This window comes from Streptomyces sp. NPDC002580 (genome assembly GCF_042889485.1).
Classification (GTDB): domain Bacteria; phylum Actinomycetota; class Actinomycetes; order Streptomycetales; family Streptomycetaceae; genus Streptomyces.
In genome coordinates this window covers 99237-119655 of sequence record NZ_JBIAQZ010000003.1, presented here as the reverse complement: position 1 = coordinate 119655, position 20419 = coordinate 99237, and the positions used below count along the sequence as shown (strand labels likewise).

The 20419-nt window shown below is 72.7% G+C and carries 15 protein-coding genes, 2 tRNA genes and 2 pseudogenes; 14 read left to right on the top strand and 5 right to left on the bottom strand.

The window, feature by feature from the left end; all coding sequences use genetic code 11:
- The 4 genes and pseudogenes from ACFYW7_RS11475 to ACFYW7_RS11460 form a co-directional block, all read left to right on the top strand.
- A pseudogene (locus ACFYW7_RS11475) lies at positions 1-387 on the top strand (acyl dehydratase); the annotation flags it as partial.
- Between the two features lie 119 nt (positions 388-506).
- Positions 507-1673, top strand: coding sequence for a lipid-transfer protein (locus ACFYW7_RS11470; RefSeq protein WP_389500621.1), 1167 nt, complete (start codon positions 507-509; stop codon positions 1671-1673).
- Positions 1674-2013: 340 nt separating this feature from the next.
- Positions 2014-2607 carry a SigE family RNA polymerase sigma factor gene (locus ACFYW7_RS11465; protein WP_389500619.1) on the top strand — a complete coding sequence of 198 codons (594 nt, stop codon included), beginning with the start codon at positions 2014-2016 and terminating at the stop codon, positions 2605-2607.
- 112 nt (positions 2608-2719) lie between these two features.
- On the top strand, positions 2720-4363 hold the full coding sequence (locus tag ACFYW7_RS11460) for a long-chain fatty acid--CoA ligase (protein ID WP_389501619.1): 1644 nt from the start codon (positions 2720-2722) through the stop codon (positions 4361-4363).
- A 221-nt stretch (positions 4364-4584) separates the two neighbouring features.
- On the opposite strand, the gene ACFYW7_RS11455 is transcribed toward ACFYW7_RS11460, so the two are convergent.
- Positions 4585-8787, bottom strand: a complete 4203-nt coding sequence (locus ACFYW7_RS11455; RefSeq protein WP_389500617.1) for a PAS domain-containing protein — start codon at positions 8785-8787, stop codon at positions 4585-4587.
- Between the two features lie 469 nt (positions 8788-9256).
- Positions 9257-9802, bottom strand: coding sequence for an SSI family serine proteinase inhibitor (locus tag ACFYW7_RS11450; protein WP_389500615.1), 546 nt, complete (start codon positions 9800-9802; stop codon positions 9257-9259).
- A gap of 158 nt (positions 9803-9960) precedes the next feature.
- Here ACFYW7_RS11450 and ACFYW7_RS11445 point away from each other — a divergent pair.
- The 3 genes from ACFYW7_RS11445 (at position 9961) to ACFYW7_RS11435 (ending at position 10889) form a co-directional block, all read left to right on the top strand.
- A tRNA-Ser gene (locus ACFYW7_RS11445) sits at positions 9961-10051 on the top strand.
- A 238-nt stretch (positions 10052-10289) separates the two neighbouring features.
- Positions 10290-10362: transfer RNA gene (locus tag ACFYW7_RS11440), tRNA-Arg, on the top strand.
- 95 nt (positions 10363-10457) lie between these two features.
- Positions 10458-10889, top strand: coding sequence for a DUF5959 family protein (locus ACFYW7_RS11435; RefSeq protein WP_389500613.1), 432 nt, complete (start codon positions 10458-10460; stop codon positions 10887-10889).
- A gap of 8 nt (positions 10890-10897) precedes the next feature.
- On the opposite strand, the pseudogene ACFYW7_RS11430 reads toward ACFYW7_RS11435, so the two are convergent.
- Both ACFYW7_RS11430 and ACFYW7_RS11425 read right to left on the bottom strand, forming a co-directional pair.
- Positions 10898-11224, bottom strand: a pseudogene (locus ACFYW7_RS11430) (tyrosine-type recombinase/integrase); the annotation flags it as partial.
- A 26-nt stretch (positions 11225-11250) separates the two neighbouring features.
- Positions 11251-11676: a DUF4262 domain-containing protein gene (locus ACFYW7_RS11425; RefSeq protein WP_389500611.1), complete on the bottom strand. Its 426-nt coding sequence runs from the start codon at positions 11674-11676 to the stop codon at positions 11251-11253.
- A 343-nt stretch (positions 11677-12019) separates the two neighbouring features.
- On the opposite strand from ACFYW7_RS11425, the gene ACFYW7_RS11420 reads away from it, so the two are divergent.
- Together ACFYW7_RS11420 and ACFYW7_RS11415 are read left to right on the top strand one after the other, a co-directional pair.
- The gene (locus ACFYW7_RS11420; RefSeq protein ID WP_389500609.1) at positions 12020-12577 is read left to right on the top strand and encodes a YcxB family protein; all 558 of its coding nucleotides are present in this window, start codon (positions 12020-12022) and stop codon (positions 12575-12577) included.
- A 218-nt stretch (positions 12578-12795) separates the two neighbouring features.
- Positions 12796-13299, top strand: coding sequence for a hypothetical protein (locus ACFYW7_RS11415; RefSeq protein ID WP_389500607.1), 504 nt, complete (start codon positions 12796-12798; stop codon positions 13297-13299).
- A gap of 450 nt (positions 13300-13749) precedes the next feature.
- Here ACFYW7_RS11415 and ACFYW7_RS11410 read toward each other — a convergent pair whose 3' ends face one another.
- Positions 13750-15237 carry a helix-turn-helix domain-containing protein gene (locus tag ACFYW7_RS11410; RefSeq protein ID WP_389500605.1) on the bottom strand — a complete coding sequence of 496 codons (1488 nt, stop codon included), beginning with the start codon at positions 15235-15237 and terminating at the stop codon, positions 13750-13752.
- 167 nt (positions 15238-15404) lie between these two features.
- Between ACFYW7_RS11410 and ACFYW7_RS11405 the strand changes: the two genes are divergently transcribed.
- The 5 genes from ACFYW7_RS11405 to ACFYW7_RS11385 all read left to right on the top strand — a co-directional run bounded on the left by ACFYW7_RS11405 (position 15405) and on the right by ACFYW7_RS11385 (position 20417).
- Positions 15405-16325, top strand: coding sequence for a DUF2797 domain-containing protein (locus ACFYW7_RS11405; RefSeq protein WP_389500602.1), 921 nt, complete (start codon positions 15405-15407; stop codon positions 16323-16325).
- A 171-nt stretch (positions 16326-16496) separates the two neighbouring features.
- Positions 16497-16847, top strand: coding sequence for an antibiotic biosynthesis monooxygenase family protein (locus ACFYW7_RS11400; RefSeq protein WP_389500598.1), 351 nt, complete (start codon positions 16497-16499; stop codon positions 16845-16847).
- A complete protein-coding gene (locus ACFYW7_RS11395; protein ID WP_389500596.1) occupies positions 16822-17802 on the top strand; it encodes an amidohydrolase family protein in 981 nt (326 codons plus the stop codon). Before ACFYW7_RS11400 ends, ACFYW7_RS11395 begins: the two co-directional genes overlap by 26 nt.
- A 267-nt stretch (positions 17803-18069) precedes the next feature.
- Complete coding sequence (locus tag ACFYW7_RS11390; protein WP_389500593.1) at positions 18070-18810, top strand: response regulator transcription factor; 741 nt, start codon at positions 18070-18072, stop codon at positions 18808-18810.
- Entirely contained in the window at positions 18807-20417 is a 1611-nt protein-coding gene (locus tag ACFYW7_RS11385) for a sensor histidine kinase (RefSeq protein WP_389500591.1), read from the top strand. Before ACFYW7_RS11390 ends, ACFYW7_RS11385 begins: the two co-directional genes overlap by 4 nt.
- Positions 20418-20419 lie beyond the last annotated feature (2 nt).

Genomic DNA, 20419 nt, shown 5'->3' with positions numbered 1-20419 from the left:
ATGAGAGTGGGCGACGCGCTGCCGCCGCTGGAGATCGCGATCACCCGCACGCTGATCGTGGCGGGGGCGATCGCCTCGCGGGACTACCAGGACGTGCACCACGACGCCGACCTGGCCAGGGCGAAGGGCTCGCCGGACATCTTCATGAACATCCTGACGACCAACGGTCTGGTCGGACGGTACGTGACCGACCACTTCGGCCCGGCCGCCGTGCTGCGCGGGGTGGCGATACGGCTGGGAGCCCCCAACCACCCCGGAGACACGATGGTGTTGACCGGCACGATCGAGAAGGTCGCCGGCGACACGGTCACGGTGCGGATCCTCGGCGTCAACGGCATCGGCCGGCACGTCATGGGCACCGTGACCCTCACCGTGGCCGGACCGGCCGCGACGACGGCCACGGTGACGGCCGCGACGACGGTGAGTGCGGCGGCCCCCGAGGCGGTGGGGGTGCCCGAGGCGGTGCCGGGTCCGGGCGCCGCCGTGCCGGCCGAAGGCGGTGTCGCGTGAGCGTGCGCGCGAGGGACGCCCTCGGCGGGCGGGCGGCGATCGCCGGGATCGGGGCCACCGAGTTCTCCAAGGACTCGGGGCGCAGTGAACTGCGGCTGGCGGTCGAGGCGGTGCGGTCCGCGCTCGACGACGCCGGTCTGACGCCGGGGGACGTGGACGGGCTGGTGACGTTCACGATGGACACCAGCCCGGAGATCACCGTCGCGCAGGCGGCCGGGATGGGGGAGCTGTCCTTCTTCTCCCGCGTCCACTACGGCGGCGGGGCGGCGTGCGCGACCGTCCAGCAGGCTGCGCTCGCGGTCGCCACCGGGGTGGCCGAGGTCGTGGTCTGCTACCGGGCGTTCAACGAGCGGTCGGGCCGCAGGTTCGGTTCGGGCGTGCAGCGGCGCGAGCCGTCGGCGGAGGGCGCGGCGCTCGGCTGGGCGCTGCCGTTCGGACTGCTCACCCCGGCCTCCTGGGTGGCGATGGCCGCCCGGCGGTACCTGCACACCTACGGGCTGACCCCCGAGGCGTTCGGCCATGTCGCGGTGGTGGACCGCGAGCACGCGGCGACCAACCCGGCCGCGTACTTCCACGGCAGACCGATCACGCTCGCCGAGCACGCGGCCTCGCGGTGGATCGTGGAGCCGCTGAGGCTGCTGGACTGCTGCCAGGAGACCGACGGCGGCCAGGCGCTGGTGGTGACCTCCGTGGAGCGGGCCCGCGATCTGCCGCACCCCCCGGCGGTGATCGCGGCCGCCGCCCAGGGCGCGGGCCGGGGGCAGGAGCAGATGACCAGCTTCTACCGGGACGACCTGACGGGACTTCCGGAGATGGGCGTGGTGGCCCGGCAGCTGTGGCGGACTGCGGGGATCGGCCCGGCGGAGATCGACGTGGGGATCCTGTACGACCATTTCACCCCGTTCGTGCTGATGCAGCTGGAGGAGTTCGGGTTCTGCGGGCCGGGGGAGGCCGCGGACTTCGTCGCCGAGCGGCGGCTGCCGCTGAACACGCACGGGGGGCAGCTCGGCGAGGCGTACCTGCACGGGATGAACGGCATCGCGGAGGGCGTGCGGCAGTTGCGGGGCACGTCCGTGAACCAGCTGGCGGGTGCCGGGCGCGTCCTGGTGACGGCGGGCACCGGGGTTCCCACCTCGGGCCTGGTCCTCGGGGCCGACGGCTGAGCCCGCCCCGGGGCCGTGCCGCGCGTGGCTCCGGATCCCGGATCCCGGATCCCGGGTCCCGGTTTCCCCGCGCTCCCGCGAGCTGCTCCGCGCAGGCGGCTCGCACCTCCGCGTCCCCCGGCGCGCCTCTCCTGCGTCCCGGCGCCCCGCCGACGACTCCCGCGGGCCGCTCCGCGTACTCCCCCGGGAGTCGTCTCTCAGGGGTGAACCCTCAGGGGGCGGGCCTCGCTCCTCCACCTTCAGGAGGTGGCGGGGACCCCATTTCTACAACCTGAGGCGGACACGGCTTCGGGACCTGCGGCCGATCCGCCGGAGGAGGGGGCGAACCTAGCGTGGAGCCATGACCACACTCGTCTGCACCAGCGCCTCGGACGCCGCCACAAGGGCGACGCAGACCCGTTCGTACCCGTCGTTCTCCTCGTACGTGAAGGCCCGCCAGCCGGTGCTGCTGCGTACCGCCCGGTCGCTGACCGCGAACCCGAGCGACGCTGAGGACCTGTTGCAGACGGCGCTGACGAAGACGTACGTCGCCTGGGACCGGATCGAGGACCACCGGGCGCTGGACGGCTACGTGCGGCGGGCGCTGCTGAACACGCGGACGTCGCAGTGGCGCAAGCGCAAGGTCGACGAGTTCGCCTGCGGCGAGCTTCCGGAGCCGGAGGGCACGCCGGCCCCGGACCCCGCCGACCAGCAGGCGCTGCACGACGCGATGTGGCGGGCGATCACGAAACTGCCGGACCGGCAGCGGGCCATGGTGGTGCTGCGCTACTACGAGGACCTGAGCGAGGCCCAGACCGCGGAGGTGCTCGGGGTCTCCATCGGCACGGTCAAGTCGGCGGTGTCCCGTGCGCTGGGCAAGCTGCGCGAGGATCCCGAGCTGGTTCCCGCCCGCCAGGGGGCGTCCCGGCAGGCGGCGGAGCAGGCACTTCGGTGATCGATCATTCCTGCCCCTAGTGACATACCGCGCGGTATGTGCGCAGAATCAGCGCAACCCATTACTACCGCGTAGGCAATGTCGCCCCCGGGAGGACGCCGTGCTGAGCACGATGCAGGACGTACCGCTGACTGTGACCCGCATTCTCGTGCACGGGGCGCTGGTGCACGGAGGGTCGCAGATCACGACCTGGACGGGAGAGAGCGAGCCGCACCGCCGCAGCTTCCGCGAGGCCGGGGCCCGCGCGAACCAGCTCGCCCACGCCCTGCGCGACGACCTCGGCGTGACGGGCGACGAGCGGGTCGCGACCCTGATGTGGAACAACGCGGAGCACGTCGAGGCGTACTACGCGATCCCCTCCATGGGCGCCGTCCTGCACACCCTGAACCTCCGCCTCCCGGCCGAGCAGCTCGTCTTCATCGTCAACCACGCAGCCGACCGCGTGGTCATCGTCAACGGTTCGCTCCTTCCGCTGCTCGCGCCGCTGCTCCCCCACCTGCCGACGCTGGAGCACGTGGTGGTCTCCGGTCCCGGTGACCGTTCGCTGCTCGACGGGGCGGCCGTGCGGGTGCACGAGTACGAGGAACTCCTCGCCGGGAAGCCGACGGTCTACGACTGGCCGGAGATCGACGAGCGGCAGGCCGCGGCCATGTGCTACACCTCCGGGACCACCGGGGACCCCAAGGGCGTCGTGTACTCCCACCGTTCGATCTACCTGCACTCCATGCAGGTGAACATGGCCCAGTCGATGGGGCTCACCGACCACGACACGACCCTCGTCGTGGTCCCGCAGTTCCACGTCAACGCCTGGGGGCTGCCGCACGCGACCTTCATGTCCGGCATCAACATGCTGATGCCGGACCGCTTCCTCCAGCCGGCGCCGCTCGCCGAGATGATCGAGAGCGAGCGGCCGACGCACGCCGCCGCCGTCCCGACCATCTGGCAGGGCCTGCTCGCCGAGCTGACCGCCAAGCCCCGGGACGTCTCCTCCCTCACCCAGGTGACGATCGGCGGCTCGGCCTGCCCGCCCTCGCTCATGACCGCCTTCGACGACCTCGGCATGCGCGTCTGCCACGCCTGGGGCATGACCGAGACCTCCCCGCTCGGCACCATCGCCCGCCCGCCGGCCCACGCCGAGGGGACGGACGAGGAGTTCGCCTACCGCCTCACCCAGGGCCGTTTCCCGGCGGGCGTCGAGGCCCGCCTCTGCGGCCCCGCCGGCGAGCGGCTCCCGTGGGACGGCGAGTCCGCGGGCGAGCTGGAGGTCCGCGGCCCCTGGATCGCCGGCGCCTACTACGGCGGCGACGGCGCGGAACCGCTGCGTCCCGCCGACAAGTTCAGCGAGGACGGCTGGCTCAAGACCGGTGACGTCGGCACGATCAGCGCCGACGGCTTCCTGACCCTCACCGACCGCGCCAAGGACGTCATCAAGTCGGGCGGCGAGTGGATCTCCTCGGTCGACCTGGAGAACGCCCTCATGTCCCACCCGGACGTCACCGAGGCCGCGGTCGTGGCCGTACCCGACGAGAAGTGGGGCGAGCGCCCGCTGGCCACCGTCGTGCTGAAGGAGGGTTCCACCGCCGACTTCGCGGCGCTGCGCGCCTTCCTCGCCGACGAGGGCAAGATCGCCAAGTGGCAGCTCCCCGAGCGCTGGTCGATCGTCGAGGCGGTCCCGAAGACGAGCGTCGGCAAGTTCGACAAGAAGGTGATCCGCAGGAAGTACGCGGACGGCGACCTGGACGTCACCAAGCTCTGAGGCGTCACCCGGGGACGGCCACGGCCGCCCCGGCGAGACGTCACACGCAGGCCGGGCGGGGCGCCCCAGGGCTCCCCGCCCGGCCGCGCGCCGTTCACGGCCGTACGGCGGGACGGCGCCCGTCCGTCCCCCGACGGGGCGGGCCACGGCCGTACGGCGCCGCCCGGTCCGGGCGGGTGCCCGACGGCGGCCCGCCGGACAGTGACCCGCCGGACAGGGCCCTAGTTCGTGCCGATGCGGGTCAGGAGTTCCACGATCCGGTCCTGGACCTCGGGGGCCGTCGAGCGCTCGGCGAGGAACAGCACGGACTCCCCCGCGGCCAGCCGCGGCAGCTCGGCCGGACCGACGGCCGCGGTGTAGACGACGAGCGGCGTGCGGTTCAACTGCCCGTTCGACCGCAGCCAGTCGACGATCCCGGCCTGCCGGCGGCGTACCTGCGACAGGTCCATCACCACGAGGTTGGGCCGCATCTGCGAGGCCAGCGTGACGGCGTCCTCGTCCGTCGAGGCCCGCGCGACCTGCATCCCGCGCCGCTCCAGCGTCGCCGTCAGGGCCAGCGCGATCTCCGCGTGCTCCTCGATGAGCAGGACGCGCGGCGGGTGCTGCTCGGAGTCCCGGGGCGCGAGCGCCTTCAGCAGTACGGCCGGATCGGCGCCGTACGCCTCCTCGCGCGTCGCCTGTCCGAGTCCTGCCGTCACCAGGACGGGCACCTCGGCGGCCACGGCGGCCTCGCGCAGCGACTGCAGGGCCGTGCGGGTGATCGGGCCGGTCAGCGGGTCGACGAACAGCGCGGCCGGGAACGCGGCGATCTGCGCGTCGACCTCCTCGCGCGAGTTCACGATGACGGGCCGGTAGCCGCGGTCGCTCAGCGCCTGGTGGGTGGCGGCGTCGGGCGCGGGCCAGACGAGCAGCCGTCGCGGGTTGTCCAGCGGCTCCGGGGGCAACTCGTCGTCCACGGGCCGCGGCTGCGGCTGGTCGGCGACCTCCACGGCACCGCCGGGACCGTCGAGCGGCTCGGGGCCCTCGGCGGCGTTCTCGTCCGGTGCTCCTATGGCGTACGACCGTCCGGCGCCCTCGGTGGTGCCGGGGCGCCGGGGTCCGGTGCCCGGCTGACCGCCCGTCGGGAGCGGGCGCGCGGCCGTCTCCGGGCGCTCGGCGACGGGCTCCGGCGGGTTGCCGAGCTTGCGGCGACGGCCACCGTTCGTCGCGTACGGGGGAGGCGTCGCGGCCTGGACGCCGGCGCCCGGGTGGGCCGCCGCGACCTGACGGGCGAACGGGACGCCCTGGCCGAGCGTGCGCACGCTTATGGCACGGCCCTGCGTCGTGTTGGAGTCCGCCGCGGCGGACACGGGCGCCTCGGCGGGCAGCGGCTGGGCGACCCGCGGAGCCGGGCGCTCGGGAGGGAGCGGGGCGGGGACCGGCTGGGCCGGGGACGCCGCGTTCGCCGCCGGAAGCGCGGGCTGCGCCGCTCCGGGCGGCACCGGGGCACCGGGAGCAGGAGCGACCCCGGCCGGCGCGGCCACGCCGGGGGCGTTGTTCGCGTCGGGCCACGGCTGGGGTGCCGGAGCGGGCACGGCACCGGGTACCGCGGGCACGGCACCGGGCGCGCCCGGAACGCCCTGGGCGGGAAGCGCCTGAGCGGGAAGTCCCTGCGCCGGAACGGCCTGCCCCAGCGCCGGTACCGGCTGTGCGGGTACCGGCTGTCCCGGAACGACCTGTGCCGGGAGCGCCTGCGCGGCCGTCCCGGCCGCCTGGTCGGGATCCGCGATCTGGCGGGCACGCCGGCGGCCCGTCGGGGCCGACACGGGGTGCGGCTGCGGCGGTGTGTGATCGTCCTCGGGGCTGTGCGCCATCACGTCGTGGCGGCCGTCGTGGTCCTGGCCGTGACCGACCGAGCCCCGGCCGGCGGACTGCTGGGCGAGGGCGACCTGTGCCTGCGCCGCCTGCGCGACCTGTGCCTGAGCGGCCTGCGCCTGGGCCGCCTGCTCCTGAACCGCCTGTGCCTGGGCGGCCTGTACCTGGGCCTCGGCCTGGACGTACTCGGGCGAGCGGTCCGCCTCGGCCGGCGGCAGGGCGAACACCGCGCGGGCGCCCGAATCCTGCGCGGCCGCGGCCCGCTCGGCCGCCGCGGCCAGCGCCCGGCGGCGCCGTCCGGACGGCTGCCCCGCGTCCTCGCCGGTGCCGTGGTCCTCGGCGCCCCCGTCGTCCGGGACGCCCGTCCCCGCGGCCGGAGCGGCCTGCGCACCGGGCGCCGCGGGCAGTGCGTTCTGTTCGCCGTCGCGGCGCGCGCGTCGTCCGGAGGGCACCGGCACCCCCTGCGGAGGCACCGTTCCGCCCAGCCCGGTTCCCACGGCCGCGGTCCCCGCACCGTGCTCGCCCGCCTTGACGACAGCGCCCTCGGAGACGCCCTCCGCCGAGGCGTCGCCCGTGCCCTCGACCGGGCTCGGACGGCCACGGCGTCGCCCGGTACCGCCGGAACCGTCACCAGCACCCTCGGACGCCTGCGCCTGCGCGGGAACCTTCGGCTCCTCGGCCGTCTGCTGTTCGGCGGCACGCCGTCGACGGCGCCCGGTGGGGGCGGTCGCGTCGGATCCGGCCGGCTCGAGAGCCCTCGGGCCGCTCTCCGCCGCCGCGCCGCTCTCCAGGAAGGCGTCCACGGAGGACCGCCGGGCCCGCCGCCTGCCACCGGTCTGCTGCGACGCCTGCTCGGGAAGCGCGACCTCGGTGGAGACCACCGGTCCGGTGGGGAGCGGAACCGAGCCCGCCCCGCCCCCGATGGGCACCTCCAGCACGTAAGCGCTGCCGCTCATGCCCGGCACCTCGTGCGTCTGGAGCACACCGCCGTGCGCGCGCACGATCCCGCGCACGATCGGCTCGTGCACCGGGTCTCCCCCGGCGTACGGTCCGCGCACCTCGATACGGACCACCTCGCCGCGCTGCGCCGCCGCCACGACGACCGTGTTGTCCATGTAACCGCCCGCCGACACCGGCGCGTTGCCGGTCGCGTCGACACCCGCGACGTCCGCGATGAGGTGGGCGAGAGCGCCCGCGAGACGCCCCGGGTCGACCTCGGCCTCGATGGGCGGCGCGTGCACGGCGAACTGCACGCGTCCCGGGCCGATCAGGTCGACGGCCCCGTCGACCCCGGCCGCGACCACCGCGTCGAGCATCACGTTCGTGCGGTAGATCGTCTCGACGCCGGCGTCCAGCCGCTGGTAGGCGAGGACGTTGTCGACCAGCGCCGTGATGCGCGAGTAGCCGGCCGCGAGGTGGTGGAGGACCTGGTTGGCCTCGGGCCACAGCTGCCCGGCGTCGTCGGCGGCGAGCTTGGAGAGTTCGCCGCGCAGCTGGTCGAGCGGCCCGCGCAGGGACTGGCCGAGGACGGCGAACAGCTGCTCGTGCCGGGCGGTCAGTGCCTCGTACCGGTCCTTCTCCCGCTCGCCGAGCGCGGCGTACCGCTCGTCGCCGGCGGCGAGTTCCTCCTCGTGCCCGTCGCTCAGCTCGGTGAGTTCGGCGGCGTGCCGTTCGCGCAGTTCCTTCAGCTCGGCGGCGTGCTCCTCGCCGAGCCGCTCCAGCTCCTCGGCGTGCCGGGCGGCGGCCGTGTCCTTCTCCTCGACCAGGGTGTCGTACGGACGCCGGTCGGTGAACGTCATGACGGCGCCGACGAGCTGGTCCCCGTCCCGCACCGGAGAGGTCGTCAGGTCGACGGGCACCTTGTCCCCGGACTTCGACCACAGCACCTGCCCGCGCACCCGGTGCTTGCGCCCCGAGCGCAGGGTGTCGGCGAGCGGCGACTCCTCATAGGGGAAGTCCTCGCCGTCCGCGCGCGAGTGCAGGATCAGCGCGTGCAGGTCCTTGCCGCCGAGGTCGCTGGCCCGGTACCCGAGGATCTGGGCGGCGGCGGGGTTGACGAGGACGACCCGTCCCTCCGTGTCCGTCCCGACGACGCCCTCGGCCGCCGCGCGCAGGATCATCTCGGTCTGGCGTTGCGAACGCGCGAGTTCGGCCTCGGTGTCGACGGTGCCCGAAAGGTCGCGTACGACGAGCATGAGCAGCTCGTCAGGGGTGGGGCCCTGGTTGTCGTAGGCCTGCTGGCCGTTCTCCAGATTCGCACTGGTGACCTCGACCGGGAACTCCGTGCCGTCGGTCCGCCGCGCGATCATCCGGGTCGGCTTGGTCCGCCCGCGCTCGTCGGTGGTGTCGGGCCGCCGCATGGAGCCGGGGATCAGCCGGGAGTCGAATTCGGGCAGCAGATCGAGCAGCCCGCGGCCCACCAGGGCGGTGCCCGGGGTCTCGAAGGCCTCCAGGGCGATGGTGTTGGCGTTGACGACGGTCCCGTTGGCGTTGACCAGGACCAACGCATCGGGCAGCGCGTCCAGTATGGCTGCGAGGCGAGCAGCGCCTCGGGATGGCCTGCTGCTCACGAGACGCTTCCTCCCTGTTACCGCACCTTGCCGACCGCGGATGCCATCTTGCCAACCGTCCCGCGGCGTGTCACGCGACGGAGTCTACGGGCAGTGGTTGCGCTCGCGACGCCGGATGAGAGGGAGGTCGCACACAGAAGAGACGCGGAACAGGCGGAGAACCTGTGACCACGCCCTTCCGTCTGCGCAACCGTGAGATCACCGTGACTCCGCCGTGTCCTGCCCGGGCCCCGACGGGGTCCGGACGGGTCCTGCCCGAGTCCCGTCGGTGTCCGCGCCGGGGTCCGTGCCGGGTCGACGGGGACCGGTCCCGTCGTCGCGTTCCCGCCCGCCGCGGGCGACGACGGGCGGATGCCGGCAGGACCTGGGGGCCTGTGCCGGACAGGCCCTGGGGACCTGTAGTCGGGCGGGTGCCCGACAGGACCTGGGGCGGGGTGCCGAAAGGACGGAGGGAGGACCTGGGGAGGACCTAGGAGCGGGTGCCGGGCAGCAGCGGCACCAGGGCGTTCCAGCGGGAGATCTCGCACCCGTCGGAACGGTCGTAGCGCGCGTCCACGGGGCGACCCGCCCAGGTCCCCGTGACCCGCGCGGTGGCCGGACCTCCGTACTGCATGGTGCAGAGGCTGCGCGGAGGCGTGGGGGCGAAGGTGTCCTTGCCCCAGGTGGTCATCCGGTCCAGCCGGTCGCAGGCCTCCGCCGCGGCCGGGTGGTTCCCGCCCGCGGGGTGGCACTCCAGCTCGAAGGTGCCGTCCGCGTCGCCGCTCACGCCGTGGACGGTCACCGTCAGCCGGTCCGCGGAGTCGTCCGGGCGGGCGGGCGGGGGCATGAGCGCCCGCAGGGCGGCGGCGTACGCGGCGGTGGCCGCCGCGGCGGAGGATCCGGCGGGCGCGGGAGAGACCAGGGGGGCGGGGAGTCCCGCGGGGGCGGCGGCCGGGGTGCCGGCGACGGCGCTCGGTACGGCGGCGAGCGCGGCGGTGGCGGACACGGCGGCGGTGAGGAGCAGTCGGCGCAACATGACCTGCCTAACGCGGCCCGACCCGGCCGGTTGCGTGCCGGTGCGGGGCTTTGCCCTGCGGGCCGCCTGCCTAGTACCGTGGGGGGCGATTGGTGACACCGCGCTCGTCTGTGTCATCATCTGCACGCACCACTCGCGCTCGCGAGAGTGGTTGTGCGGGAGGCGTCGCCTAGTCCGGTCTATGGCGCCGCACTGCTAATGCGGTTTGGGCCTTCAAGCCCATCGAGGGTTCAAATCCCTCCGCCTCCGCGCGAAGATCCGAAACCCCGGTCCAGTGGACCGGGGTTTCGGCGTTCCCGGCGTCCGGGAGATCCGCGGAGCGGGTCGGTGTCGAGGGTGTCGCCGAGCGGCCGGAAGGGCGTTTGCCCAGCTCACAAGGGGTGAGGCAAACGGATTTCACATGGCGGCGGCAGTCATGTAATGTTCTTCCTGTCGCCGCGAGCGGGGGAAAAGCCCGGGAAGCGAAGACGAAAGCACAACAGAACAAGCACTCGTAGCTTAACGGATAGAGCATCTGACTACGGATCAGAAGGTTGCAGGTTCGAATCCTGCCGAGTGCACACAGGTGAGAGGCCCCGGAGAGATCCGGGGCCTCTTGCGTTTCCGTGCCGTACAGCAGCGAAGTACAGCAACCGGGTCAGCCGGAGGGGGAGTCGTGGCCGAGAGCGCCGAGCCGCTTGAGTTGATCCACTTGGCCGACGGGACGCAGAGCGTGGTCGTGCGTGTGTTGTCGACGCAGCCCGGCTACTACGACGCCGAGATCGTCATCCACAGCGACTTCGTGAACGCCACGGTGCGAACCGACTTCGACGCCGACGACATCGGCGAGTGGGGCGACCTCCTGGATGCGGTCGAGGATGACGACGCAGACATCGAGCAGGACGAGGACGATGTGTTCGCCGGGAACTGGCCGAGAGAGGGACGCGCCGCGTACCTCACGTTCGTGGCCGATGACCCGTACGTGGTCGAGGTTCACGACGCGCCCGGCACACAGATCTGTGTCCGCGTGCCTCTTGACCTCAAGCCCGACTGGATCGCCGATTCCAGGGCCCGGCTCGCGGCAGTCCGACGAGCGCTCGGGATCTAGCCGCGGGGTCATACGCGCCCCATAGCGTCTGACAGCTCGCCGATCGCCGCCCGTACTTCTTCCTCGCTCGCCTCGGCGTAGACCTCCATCGTCATGGCGATCTGCGAGTGCCGCAGGATGCGCTGCGCCACCTTCGGGTGGACCTTCAGCGCGACCAGCAGCGAGCTGCACGTGTGCCGGGTGTTTCGCAGAGGGATCATCCGGAGGCTGGCGCGGCGAGCCCGCAGCGCGAACATGCGGGTCAGGTTGCCGGGCTCGATCGGAGTTCCGTACTTCGTGGTGAAGATCAGGCCGTGGCTGTCCTGCCAGAGCTCCCCGGCAGCTTTCCGGCCTCCGGCCGAGTTACCTGGTCAGGGACCGTTCACCTGCGGTGGGTGTGGGATTTGAAGCCACGGTGACATCGCTCGTGGTACCAGCTGGGGTACACGGGCCGGACGGCCACGTCGTAGCCGTTGAGGACGTCTCCACGGCGCTGGTCGGGCTCCAGTGGTTTGCCGTCCCGTATCGCTGCCCCGGCGGCGTTCGCCACGTGCATCGCGGTTTGCGAGGGAAGGCCGAACACGCTTACCTCGGGGCTGCGCAGGGTGTGCCAGAGGTCGATGGAGTAGCCCCGATCGCCGAGGGCGTCACCGCCGGCCACGCCCATGACGTGCCGGCCGAAGTCCTCGACGCTCTTGGTTGTGCGGCTGTCCCGTTCCTCCCATACAGGGCCGCCCCACTCCGTCGGGGCGCAGAGGAGGCAGAAGCAAGAGCGTCGTCCATCCGAGGAGAGCAAGCCTGCTCGCACGCGGAGCCGTCTCTCGGGGCAGGCGTACAGCAGCGGAGTGCCGCAACCCCGGTGGCCACCCCGGACCGGTCGCGTCTCTCTGGGGCCGTGAAGCGATCGGAACGGCCGTCGTTGACCGATCCGGACCGATCCGGCTGGAGCCACGGATCAGAAGGTCGCGGGTTCGAATCCTGCCGGGTGCGCAGCAGACCAGAGGTCCCGTGGAGGGATCCACGGGGCCTCTGGCTCTGGCGTTGACGGCGGTGATCGACGGCAACCGGGTTCGAGAGCGGGACGGGGATATCCGGTGGATCTTGGGGCAGCGGCCCGGATCGGTCTGAGGCGACGCCACTAGGATCCTTGCATGGACATAACAAGGGGTGGGGGCTCCTCGCAGGAGGACACGGACCGCGGTGCGGCCGTCGAGCTCAACTATCGACTGACGGCTGAGGACTTCGAGGAGGCTCTCCGGGCGCGAGCCTGGCGGTCACGGGCGGGCCGGACACAGATGCTTGTGGTGCCGCTGGCAGTGGTAGTCGCGATGGTCGTTTTCTGGACCTTCGAGGACACGACACTGCCGGTGGGAATCTTTACGCTGGTGCTCAGCGTCGCAGTCACTTCCTGGAGTGCTGTACGGGGGCTACGCACCGCGGGCCGCCGGATGTTCAGTGTCACGGAGTCGTCGTACGGGCAGTGTCACGTGGTGGCCGACGAGCGGGGCTTGGTCACCACAGGCGAGCGGGCGTCGAACACCGTCGAGTGGACGGTGCACCGGGAGTATCTGGAGACACCCGGGCTCTTCGTGTTGCTGAGCGGTGACCTCGTGATCGGAGTCGCGGTACTGCCCAAGAGGGGGGCGCGGGACGATGCGGACGTGGACCGGTTTCGGGCGATCCTGGACCAGAACCTGAAGCGGCTCTAGGCGGTCGCAGGGCGCGGACTCGAGGACTTGACATCGGCCCCAACCCGTCGTGCCACGGCCGTAGTTCGAGCCGGTGGGGTGAGCGTGGGCAGGGAGCCTGACGCGTTACCGAAACGCCGGTTCAGAGTGCGTTCCTGTGTGAGACTCTGCCCCTGCATTTGTGATCTATGAGGTGGGGCAGAGGGATGCGCGGAGCGGGGGCGGCTGCGGTCGTGGCCGTGGCGGCCGTGGTGCTGACAGCGTGCGGCGGCGAAGAACGCGATTCAGGCGCGGAAGCGAAGGGTAAGGGCCGGGCGGCCGTGGCAGCGGACCGGGCCGCGGCGGCCCGCGAGGCGGTGCGGGCCGACATCCGGGCGGCGGTCGACGCCGGGGACTTCGAGCCGTTGCGCTTCATCGGCGCTGACAATCTGCTCGACGGCTCTGGCTGCGAGGTGGGTGCCCTCGTGCGGGTCGGCACCGAGCCGGATCCTGAGGCCGTCGCCGACGTGGTCGCCGAGCTGAAGGATCGAGGCTGGCGCCAGAGGAGGCGGAACTCGGGCGGCGTCAACGACGCTTGGAGTCTGGAGAGGAGGGGGTGGATGCTGAACTTCGTCGCCGGAACGGTCTCGGAGAAGGCCGTCTCCTTCGGACCGGCCACCGATGACCGACCATTCCAGGGGTTGGTGTTCCGAGGGCTGGGGGAGGGCACTTGCAGCGCGCCCTCCGCTACCGCGTCACCCTGAGTCACCTGTGGTCTGACACCAGTGCTTGACATCAGCGTGGGCGTGCAGCGGAGTACCCCAGGCGCGGCCGGCGGTGCTGTGGGTGCGCAGGCAAGGCATTGGTGCTGCGAGGCCGCCGCGGGCCAGGGTCACGTACACCCGCCTACGGATCAGAAGGTTGCAGGTTCGAATCCTGCCGAGTGCACACAGGTGAGAGGCCCCGGAGAAATCCGGGGCCTCTTGCGTTTCCGGGCCGGACGGCGGTGGAGTACGGCGATCGTGTCGGCCCGCGGGGGGTGGGGCCGGTCCGGCAGGTTTCGGCGCCGGGCTCTGGCAATGCCGTGCAGAGGTCATCTCTGGGTCCGTGCATGCGTCCTGGAGACGAACTCATGTCCCGGACGGGAGGGGGCACCGGAGGATTCCGGTGCCCCCTCCCGTCGTGCCGGTGCCCGGTCCGAGGCGGGATCCGGCTCAGTCCGTGAGGGTCCAGCCGCGGTTCGCGTACCAGTAGTGCGGCAGACCCTCGGTCCCGCTCGTGCGGAAGGGGACGCCGTCGTCGTCGATGCGCTCGGTGCCGGTACGGCCCTGCGAGGACCAGTCGAGCTCCAGGTACCAGCGGCAGTCGCAGCCGCCGGTCCGGGCGTCGACCATCAGGACCTCGGGATCCTTCGCGGACACCCGGTAGGGCATCTGCAGCGCCGGGGTGGTCGTGCCGCCGGAGCTGCCCGGGACCGAGCGGGCGATCGGCCGGTCCATGTCCAGATCCACGATGAACGAGTGGGGAGCCAGGTCGCTGCCGCACCCCTGGCCGGTGGCGTAGACGTTGCCCTTCACCGGGGCGGCCCGTCCGACGACACGGACCCGCAGTGCCTCCAGGACGACGGCCGTGTCCGTACGCCCCTGCACGGAGATGTCCACGAGCATCTCGCCGCCGTGCACCGCGTCCTGGGTACGCGCCCACGGGGAGGCGTCCTGCGGGGCCGGGGGCGGCGGCACCTCCTCGGGTGCCTTGTCGATGACGTAGTCGTGGAAGCAACCGGTCGCCCAGCGATGGGAGTTCGCGGTCCAGGTGAGGGGCGGGACGGTGGAAGCGCCCTTGGAGGAGGGCTTCGCGGACGGGCTCGACGAGTGGTCGCCCGCGGCGGACGCCTTCGGCGAGGGCGAGCCGGACGACCCGCCGCGCGTGGCCGAGGCGGAGGTGGACGGCGTCGGGGAGCCGCTCCGGCCGCCCGCGGTCCTCGCGGTCGGCGTGCCGGACGCCTTGTCGTCGCCGGTGGCCGCGGAGTGCCCGGTCTCCAGGAGGGACAGGCCGCCCAGGATCGCGAGCGTCGCGGTCACCGCGGCCGCGGTGACCGCGACGCGGCGCCGGTACCAGGGCTTCCGCGGCGCGGGGCGCCGCGCTCCGATCCGCTCGGGCGACGAGCCGACGAGGCCTATCGCGGCGATCTCGGAAGGATCGGGCGAGGCGTCGGGCGCCGCCGCGGACGAGGAGCCGGCGGCCACCGCCGAGGGGGAGTCCGCGGTCTCGGCCTCGCCGGATCGGGCGGGCGGGGCGACGGGGGAGCCGTCGGGGGTGGACGTGCCGGAGGCGGTGGCCGTCGGAGGCGCAGACGCGGCCGCTTCCTCGGTCACCGGCGCCGGACCGGTTGCCGCCGACGAGGGCGCGGGCGCCGGAGCCGGAGCGGTCTCCACGGGGGTCCGGGACCTCTGCCGTGCGGCCACGGCCAGGACCCACCACCGGTGCAGTTCGACCCGTTCGGCCGGACTCGCCCCGCACATCGCCGCGAACCGCTCGACGGGTGCGAAGTCCAGGGGCACGGTGTCCCCGGAGCAGTACCGGTGCAGCGTCGAGGTGTTCATGTTCAGCCGGCGTGCGAGTGCGCCGTAGCTGCGGTCCGTGCGCGCCTTCAGGCGCCGCAGCAGCGCGGCGAACTCTTCCACGTCGTCCTGGGACGGCACCTGGCTCCTCCTGTCTCGCGTCCCAGGACGGAATGAATCCCAGGAACTCCCTAGTAGCAGGGAGTCCGGAGGGCTCCTCGCGGTTCCACCCTCGCGGATCGGGCGCCGCCCGGCCGCTGTTCCGCCTGGTCGGACGGTTGTCGGTGGGAGGCCCTACTGTCGTCGGGATGCGGCGGGTGTGGACGTGTTCGGGGTTGCGGTGGTCCGGGGACGGACCCGTGCTGGTGTGGGGCGGTGGGCGGGTGAGCCCGCTGGCCCCGGGGCAGCGGGTGGCGTTCGGTGTGGTGGACGGGGGTGCGCGGACGTGCGTCGGGGCACGGGGGAACGCGTGTCCCGTACGGGCCGCCGTGTCGCCGCGGGGTACGGGCGCGCGGTGCGAGGAGTGCGCGAGGCTGGACCGGGCGCACTCCGTGGCCGCCGACACGCTGGCCGACGATCCGCGGCCGTACCACGTGTATCTGGCGTGGTTCGGGCCCGGCATGGTGAAGGTGGGGATCACCCGGGTCGAGCGCGGTTCCACCCGCCTCCTGGAGCAGGGCGCCCTCACCTTCAGCTGGATCGGGCGAGGGCCGTTGATGGCGGCCCGGCGCGCCGAGGAGCTGCTGCGGGCCGCGCTGAAGGTGCCGGACCGGATTCCGTACGCCGACAAGCGGGCCGTGCGGGCGGAGCTGCCGGGGGCCGGGGAGCGCGTCGCCGAGATCCGGGAGCTGCACGCGCGCGTCGGGCGGCTCGACGGCTGGCCCGAGTCGCTCCGGCGCGAGTCCTTCGAACCCGTCGACCACACGGACGTGTTCGGCCTCGCCGGACTCCCGCCCGCGCGGGGGGTCGTGAGCGAGCTGGCCGCGGGCGGGGTGATCGACGGGGAGCTGTGCGGTGCCGCCGGCCCCGACCTCCATCTGGGTACCGGGCGGGGAGTGGTCGTCCTGGACACGCGGCTGATGACGGGCTGGGACCTGACCGGGGTCGGGGACCGGCGAGATCCGGGAGACGGGCACGTACCCGGGCGGGTGGACGGGGATGCCGGGGTCACCTTTCCCGTGAGGGAGTTGAAGGCGACGGACCCGGTCATCCAGGACGGACTCTTCTGAGCGGGCGCGGGAGGGGATCGAGGCAGGGAGGTCGGGGACGGGAGGCCGGGAGTGGGCGGGCGGAGCGACGGGCGCGCGGTGGCCGGTGAAGGGTCAAGACTTGGATCCCTTTCGGATCCCGTTCGGCAAGGTGCTGGACGACGGGGACGGCCCGGAAGGACAGTGGCGGTCATGAGCGATCACTCTCAAGCCCCTGTCGCAGCCCATGAACCCCCCTACTACGTCGCCGTGTTCACCTCCGTACGGACGGAGGACGAGACCGGGTACGGGGAGACCGCCGAGCGCATGGAGGAACTGGTGGCGCGGATCCCGGGCTACCTGGGAATGGACCACGCGCGGACGCCGGGCGGACTGTCCATCACCGTCGGGTACTTCCGTGACGAGGACGCCATCAAGGAGTGGAGCGCGACGACCGAGCACCGGGCGGCGCAGCGGCGCGGCCGGGCCGAGTGGTACGAGCGGTACACCCTGCACATCGCCAAGGTCGAGCGCAGCCATGGGTACGAACGTGCCCGCGGTTGAGCCGGAGGACGCGGCCGCCGCCGGGGAGACGCCCGATGAGGCTCCCCCGGCGGCGCGGGCCGGGGCGGGCGGCGGACACGCCGAGGCCCGGGAGGTGCGGGAGTTCTGGGAGGGTCTCGGACTGCCCGGACTCGTCGACGTCCACACGCACTTCATGCCCGAACGGGTGCTGCGCAAGGTCTGGGAGTACTTCGACCGGGTCGGTGAGCTCACCGGTGGCCTCGAGTGGCCGATCACCTATCGCGCGGACGAGGACGAACGACTGGCGCTGATCCGGGAGTTCGGGGTGCGCGCCTTCACGGCGATGCTCTACCCGCACAAGGCCGGCATGGCCGAGTGGCTCAACTCCTGGGCGGTCGACTTCGCCCGCCGCACCCCGGACTGCCTGCACACCTCCACCCTCTTCCCCGAGCCGGGTGTCGAGCGGTACGTGCGCGAGGCGGTGGAGGCGGGTGCCCGGGTCTTCAAGTCGCACGTCCAGGTGGGGGCGTACGACCCGGGGGACGAACTGCTCGACCCCGTCTGGGGGTTGCTGGCCGAGGCGGGAGTCCCGGTCGTGATCCACTGCGGATCGGGGCCCGCGCCCGGCAAGTACACCGGGCCGGGACCGGTCGGTGCCGTCCTCGGGCGCCATCCCCGGCTGCGGCTCGTCCTCGCGCACATGGGGATGCCCGAGTACGAGGACTTCCTCGCCCTCGCCGACCGGTACGAGGAGGTGCGGCTCGACACGACCATGGCGTTCACCGACTTCAGCGAACGGCTCGCGCCCTTTCCGCCCGGGCTGCTGCCCCGGCTCGCCGACCTCGGGGACCGGGTCCTGCTCGGCACCGACTTCCCGAACATCCCTTACCCGTACGTCCATCAACTGCGCGCGCTGGAACGGCTCGGGCTGGGCGACGACTGGCTGCGGGCGGTCTGCTACGAGAACGGCGCACGCCTCTTCGGCCGCGGCTGAGCCGACGGGAACGGCGGCGGGCACGGGCGGGCCGCCGGGCGCGGGAGAGGGAAGGGAGCGGGTGCCAGAAGCGGGTGCCGGGGCGGTGAGGAAGCGGGAGCCTTGGCGGGGAGGGGAGCTGAGACCGGGGCCGGGCGCCGGCTCGGCTCCTCGCGCGGGAACCGCGTGGGCCTCCCAGGAGTTTCCTGAGAGGTACCTGTGTGTTTCTCAGGAAAATCACAGGTTGCCGAAAGGATGCTCTCAGCGGCGCCCACCAAGGTGTCCGCTATGACCACGACCTCGCCCCAGGGGCGCACCGAACTGCTGAGGCCGGACGGGAGCCCCGTCAGGGTGCTTGTGGTGGACGACGAGCTGTCGATCACCGAGCTGCTGTCCATGGCCCTTCGCTACGAGGGCTGGCAGATCCGCAGCGCGGGTGACGGGACGGGCGCGGTGCAGACCGCGCGCGAGTTCCGGCCCGACGCCGTCGTCCTCGACATGATGCTGCCGGACATGGACGGGCTGACGGTGCTCGGCCGGCTCCGCCGCGAGCTGCCCGACGTCCCGGTCCTGTTCCTGACGGCGAAGGACGCCGTCGAGGACCGGATCGCGGGGCTCACCGCCGGCGGCGACGACTACGTCACCAAGCCGTTCAGCCTGGAGGAGGTCGTCGCCCGGCTGCGCGGTCTCATCAGGCGTTCGGGCGCCGCCGACCGGCGGTCCGAGTCCGTGCTCCTCGTCGGCGACCTCACCCTGGACGAGGACAGCCACGAGGTGTCGCGGGGCGGCGACAACATCCACCTGACCGCGACCGAGTTCGAGCTGCTGCGCTTCCTCATGCGCAATCCGCGCCGGGTGCTGAGCAAGGCCCAGATACTCGACCGCGTGTGGTCGTACGACTTCGGCGGGCAGGCCAATGTGGTCGAGCTCTACATCTCGTACCTGCGTCGCAAGATCGACGCCGGGCGCGAGCCGATGATCCACACCCGGCGTGGGGCCGGATATCTGATCAAGCCCGCCGTGTCATGAGCGGACGGCGACGGACGCGTACGCAGAAGAGACGGGCGGGACAGCCGCGGACCCTGCGGACGCGGCTCGTCGTCGCGTCCGTCGCGCTGATCGCCGTGGTGTGCGCGGTGATCGGCACGGTGACCACGATCGCGTTGAGCAACCACCTGTACGACCAGCTGGGCGACAACGTCAAAGAGGCGGCGATGCGCGCCGGGGGCGGCCCGATGGGCGGCCCGAAGGGCGCCGGGAACCTGCCGCCCCCGAACACGGGCGGCAACGGCAAGGACTCCCTGGACAAGGATCCCCTGGAGTTCGTCACCCGGGGGCAGCCCATGGGCGCCATCGGCGCGATCGTGAAGAACGGCGAGGTCACCGAGGGCATCGTCAGTGTCGGGAAGAAGGACTCCAACGGGGTCCCGCAACCCGTCACCGTCAAGCTCAAGGACAGCCAGCTGGCCGCCCTGGCCTCCGTCGCCAAGGACGACAGCCCGCACACCGTGGACATCCCCGGCAGGGGCGAGTACCTCGTGCGGTACACGGAGGGCGGGAACGGCAAGTTCTACGTGGCGCTGCCGACCGCCGAGGTCACCAACACCCTCACCACGTTGGTCTACGTCGAGATCAGCGTCACCGCCGCCGGTCTCGTGGCGGCCTCCCTCGCGGGCGCCGCCATCGTGACGCTCGCCCTGCGCCCCCTGCGCAAGGTCGCCGCCACCGCCACCCGTGTCTCCGAACTCCCCCTGCACACCGGCGAGGTCACGCTCTACGAGCGGGTCCCGGAGTCCGAGTCCGATCCGCACACCGAGGTCGGGCAGGTCGGGGCGGCGCTCAACCGCATGCTCGACCACGTCCACGGCGCGCTGCACGCGCGGCAGCAGAGCGAGACGCGCGTACGGCAGTTCGTCGCGGACGCCAGTCATGAGCTGCGCACCCCGCTGGCGTCCATCCGCGGCTACGCCGAACTGACCCGGCGCGGCCGGGAGGAGACCGGTCCCGACACCCGGCACGCGCTCGGGCGGATCGAGTCCGAGGCCGGGCGGATGACCCTGCTCGTGGAGGACCTGCTGCTGCTCGCGCGCCTCGACGCCGGGCGGCCGTTGCAGTACGAGCAGACCGACCTCGTCCCCCTGGTGATCGACGCGGTCAGCGACGCGCGGGCCGCCGGGCGGGCCCACAACTGGCGGCTCGAACTGCCCGAGGAGCCCGCTCTGGTGTCGGCGGACGCCGCGCGCCTGCAACAGGTCATGGTCAACCTCTTCGCGAACGCCCGCACCCACACACCGCCCGGGACGACGGTCACCGCACGGGTGCACCGGCACGGGCCGTGGCTGTGCGTGGACGTCCAGGACGACGGGCCCGGCATTCCCGCGGATCTGTTGCCCCGGGTGTTCGAGCGGTTCGCGCGAGGTGACTCGTCGCGTTCCCGGTCCTCCGGCTCGACCGGTCTCGGGCTCGCCATCGTGCAGGCCGTCGCGGCCGCGCACGGGGGCGCGGTGACCGTGGACAGCGTGCCGGGCAGGACCGTGTTCACGCTGCACCTGCCCGCGCTCGCCCCCGAAACCTCGTGGTCATCGCACTCACAGGCACAGCACAGCGCCACCACATGGGTGCGACAGGGGGTCTGACG

Excerpts from the sequence above, each read along its gene's own strand:
- ACFYW7_RS11465 (WP_389500619.1), top strand. The coding sequence starts at position 2,014 with ATGACCACACTCGTCTGCACCAGCGCCTCGGACGCCGCCACAAGGGCG.
- ACFYW7_RS11460 (WP_389501619.1), top strand. The coding sequence starts at position 2,720 with ATGCAGGACGTACCGCTGACTGTGACCCGCATTCTCGTGCACGGGGCG.
- ACFYW7_RS11450 (WP_389500615.1), bottom strand. The coding sequence starts at position 9,802 with ATGTTGCGCCGACTGCTCCTCACCGCCGCCGTGTCCGCCACCGCCGCG.
- ACFYW7_RS11420 (WP_389500609.1), top strand. The coding sequence starts at position 12,020 with ATGGACATAACAAGGGGTGGGGGCTCCTCGCAGGAGGACACGGACCGC.
- ACFYW7_RS11405 (WP_389500602.1), top strand. The coding sequence starts at position 15,405 with ATGCGGCGGGTGTGGACGTGTTCGGGGTTGCGGTGGTCCGGGGACGGA.
- ACFYW7_RS11400 (WP_389500598.1), top strand. The coding sequence starts at position 16,497 with ATGAGCGATCACTCTCAAGCCCCTGTCGCAGCCCATGAACCCCCCTAC.
- ACFYW7_RS11395 (WP_389500596.1), top strand. The coding sequence starts at position 16,822 with ATGGGTACGAACGTGCCCGCGGTTGAGCCGGAGGACGCGGCCGCCGCC.
- ACFYW7_RS11390 (WP_389500593.1), top strand. The coding sequence starts at position 18,070 with ATGACCACGACCTCGCCCCAGGGGCGCACCGAACTGCTGAGGCCGGAC.
- ACFYW7_RS11385 (WP_389500591.1), top strand. The coding sequence starts at position 18,807 with ATGAGCGGACGGCGACGGACGCGTACGCAGAAGAGACGGGCGGGACAG.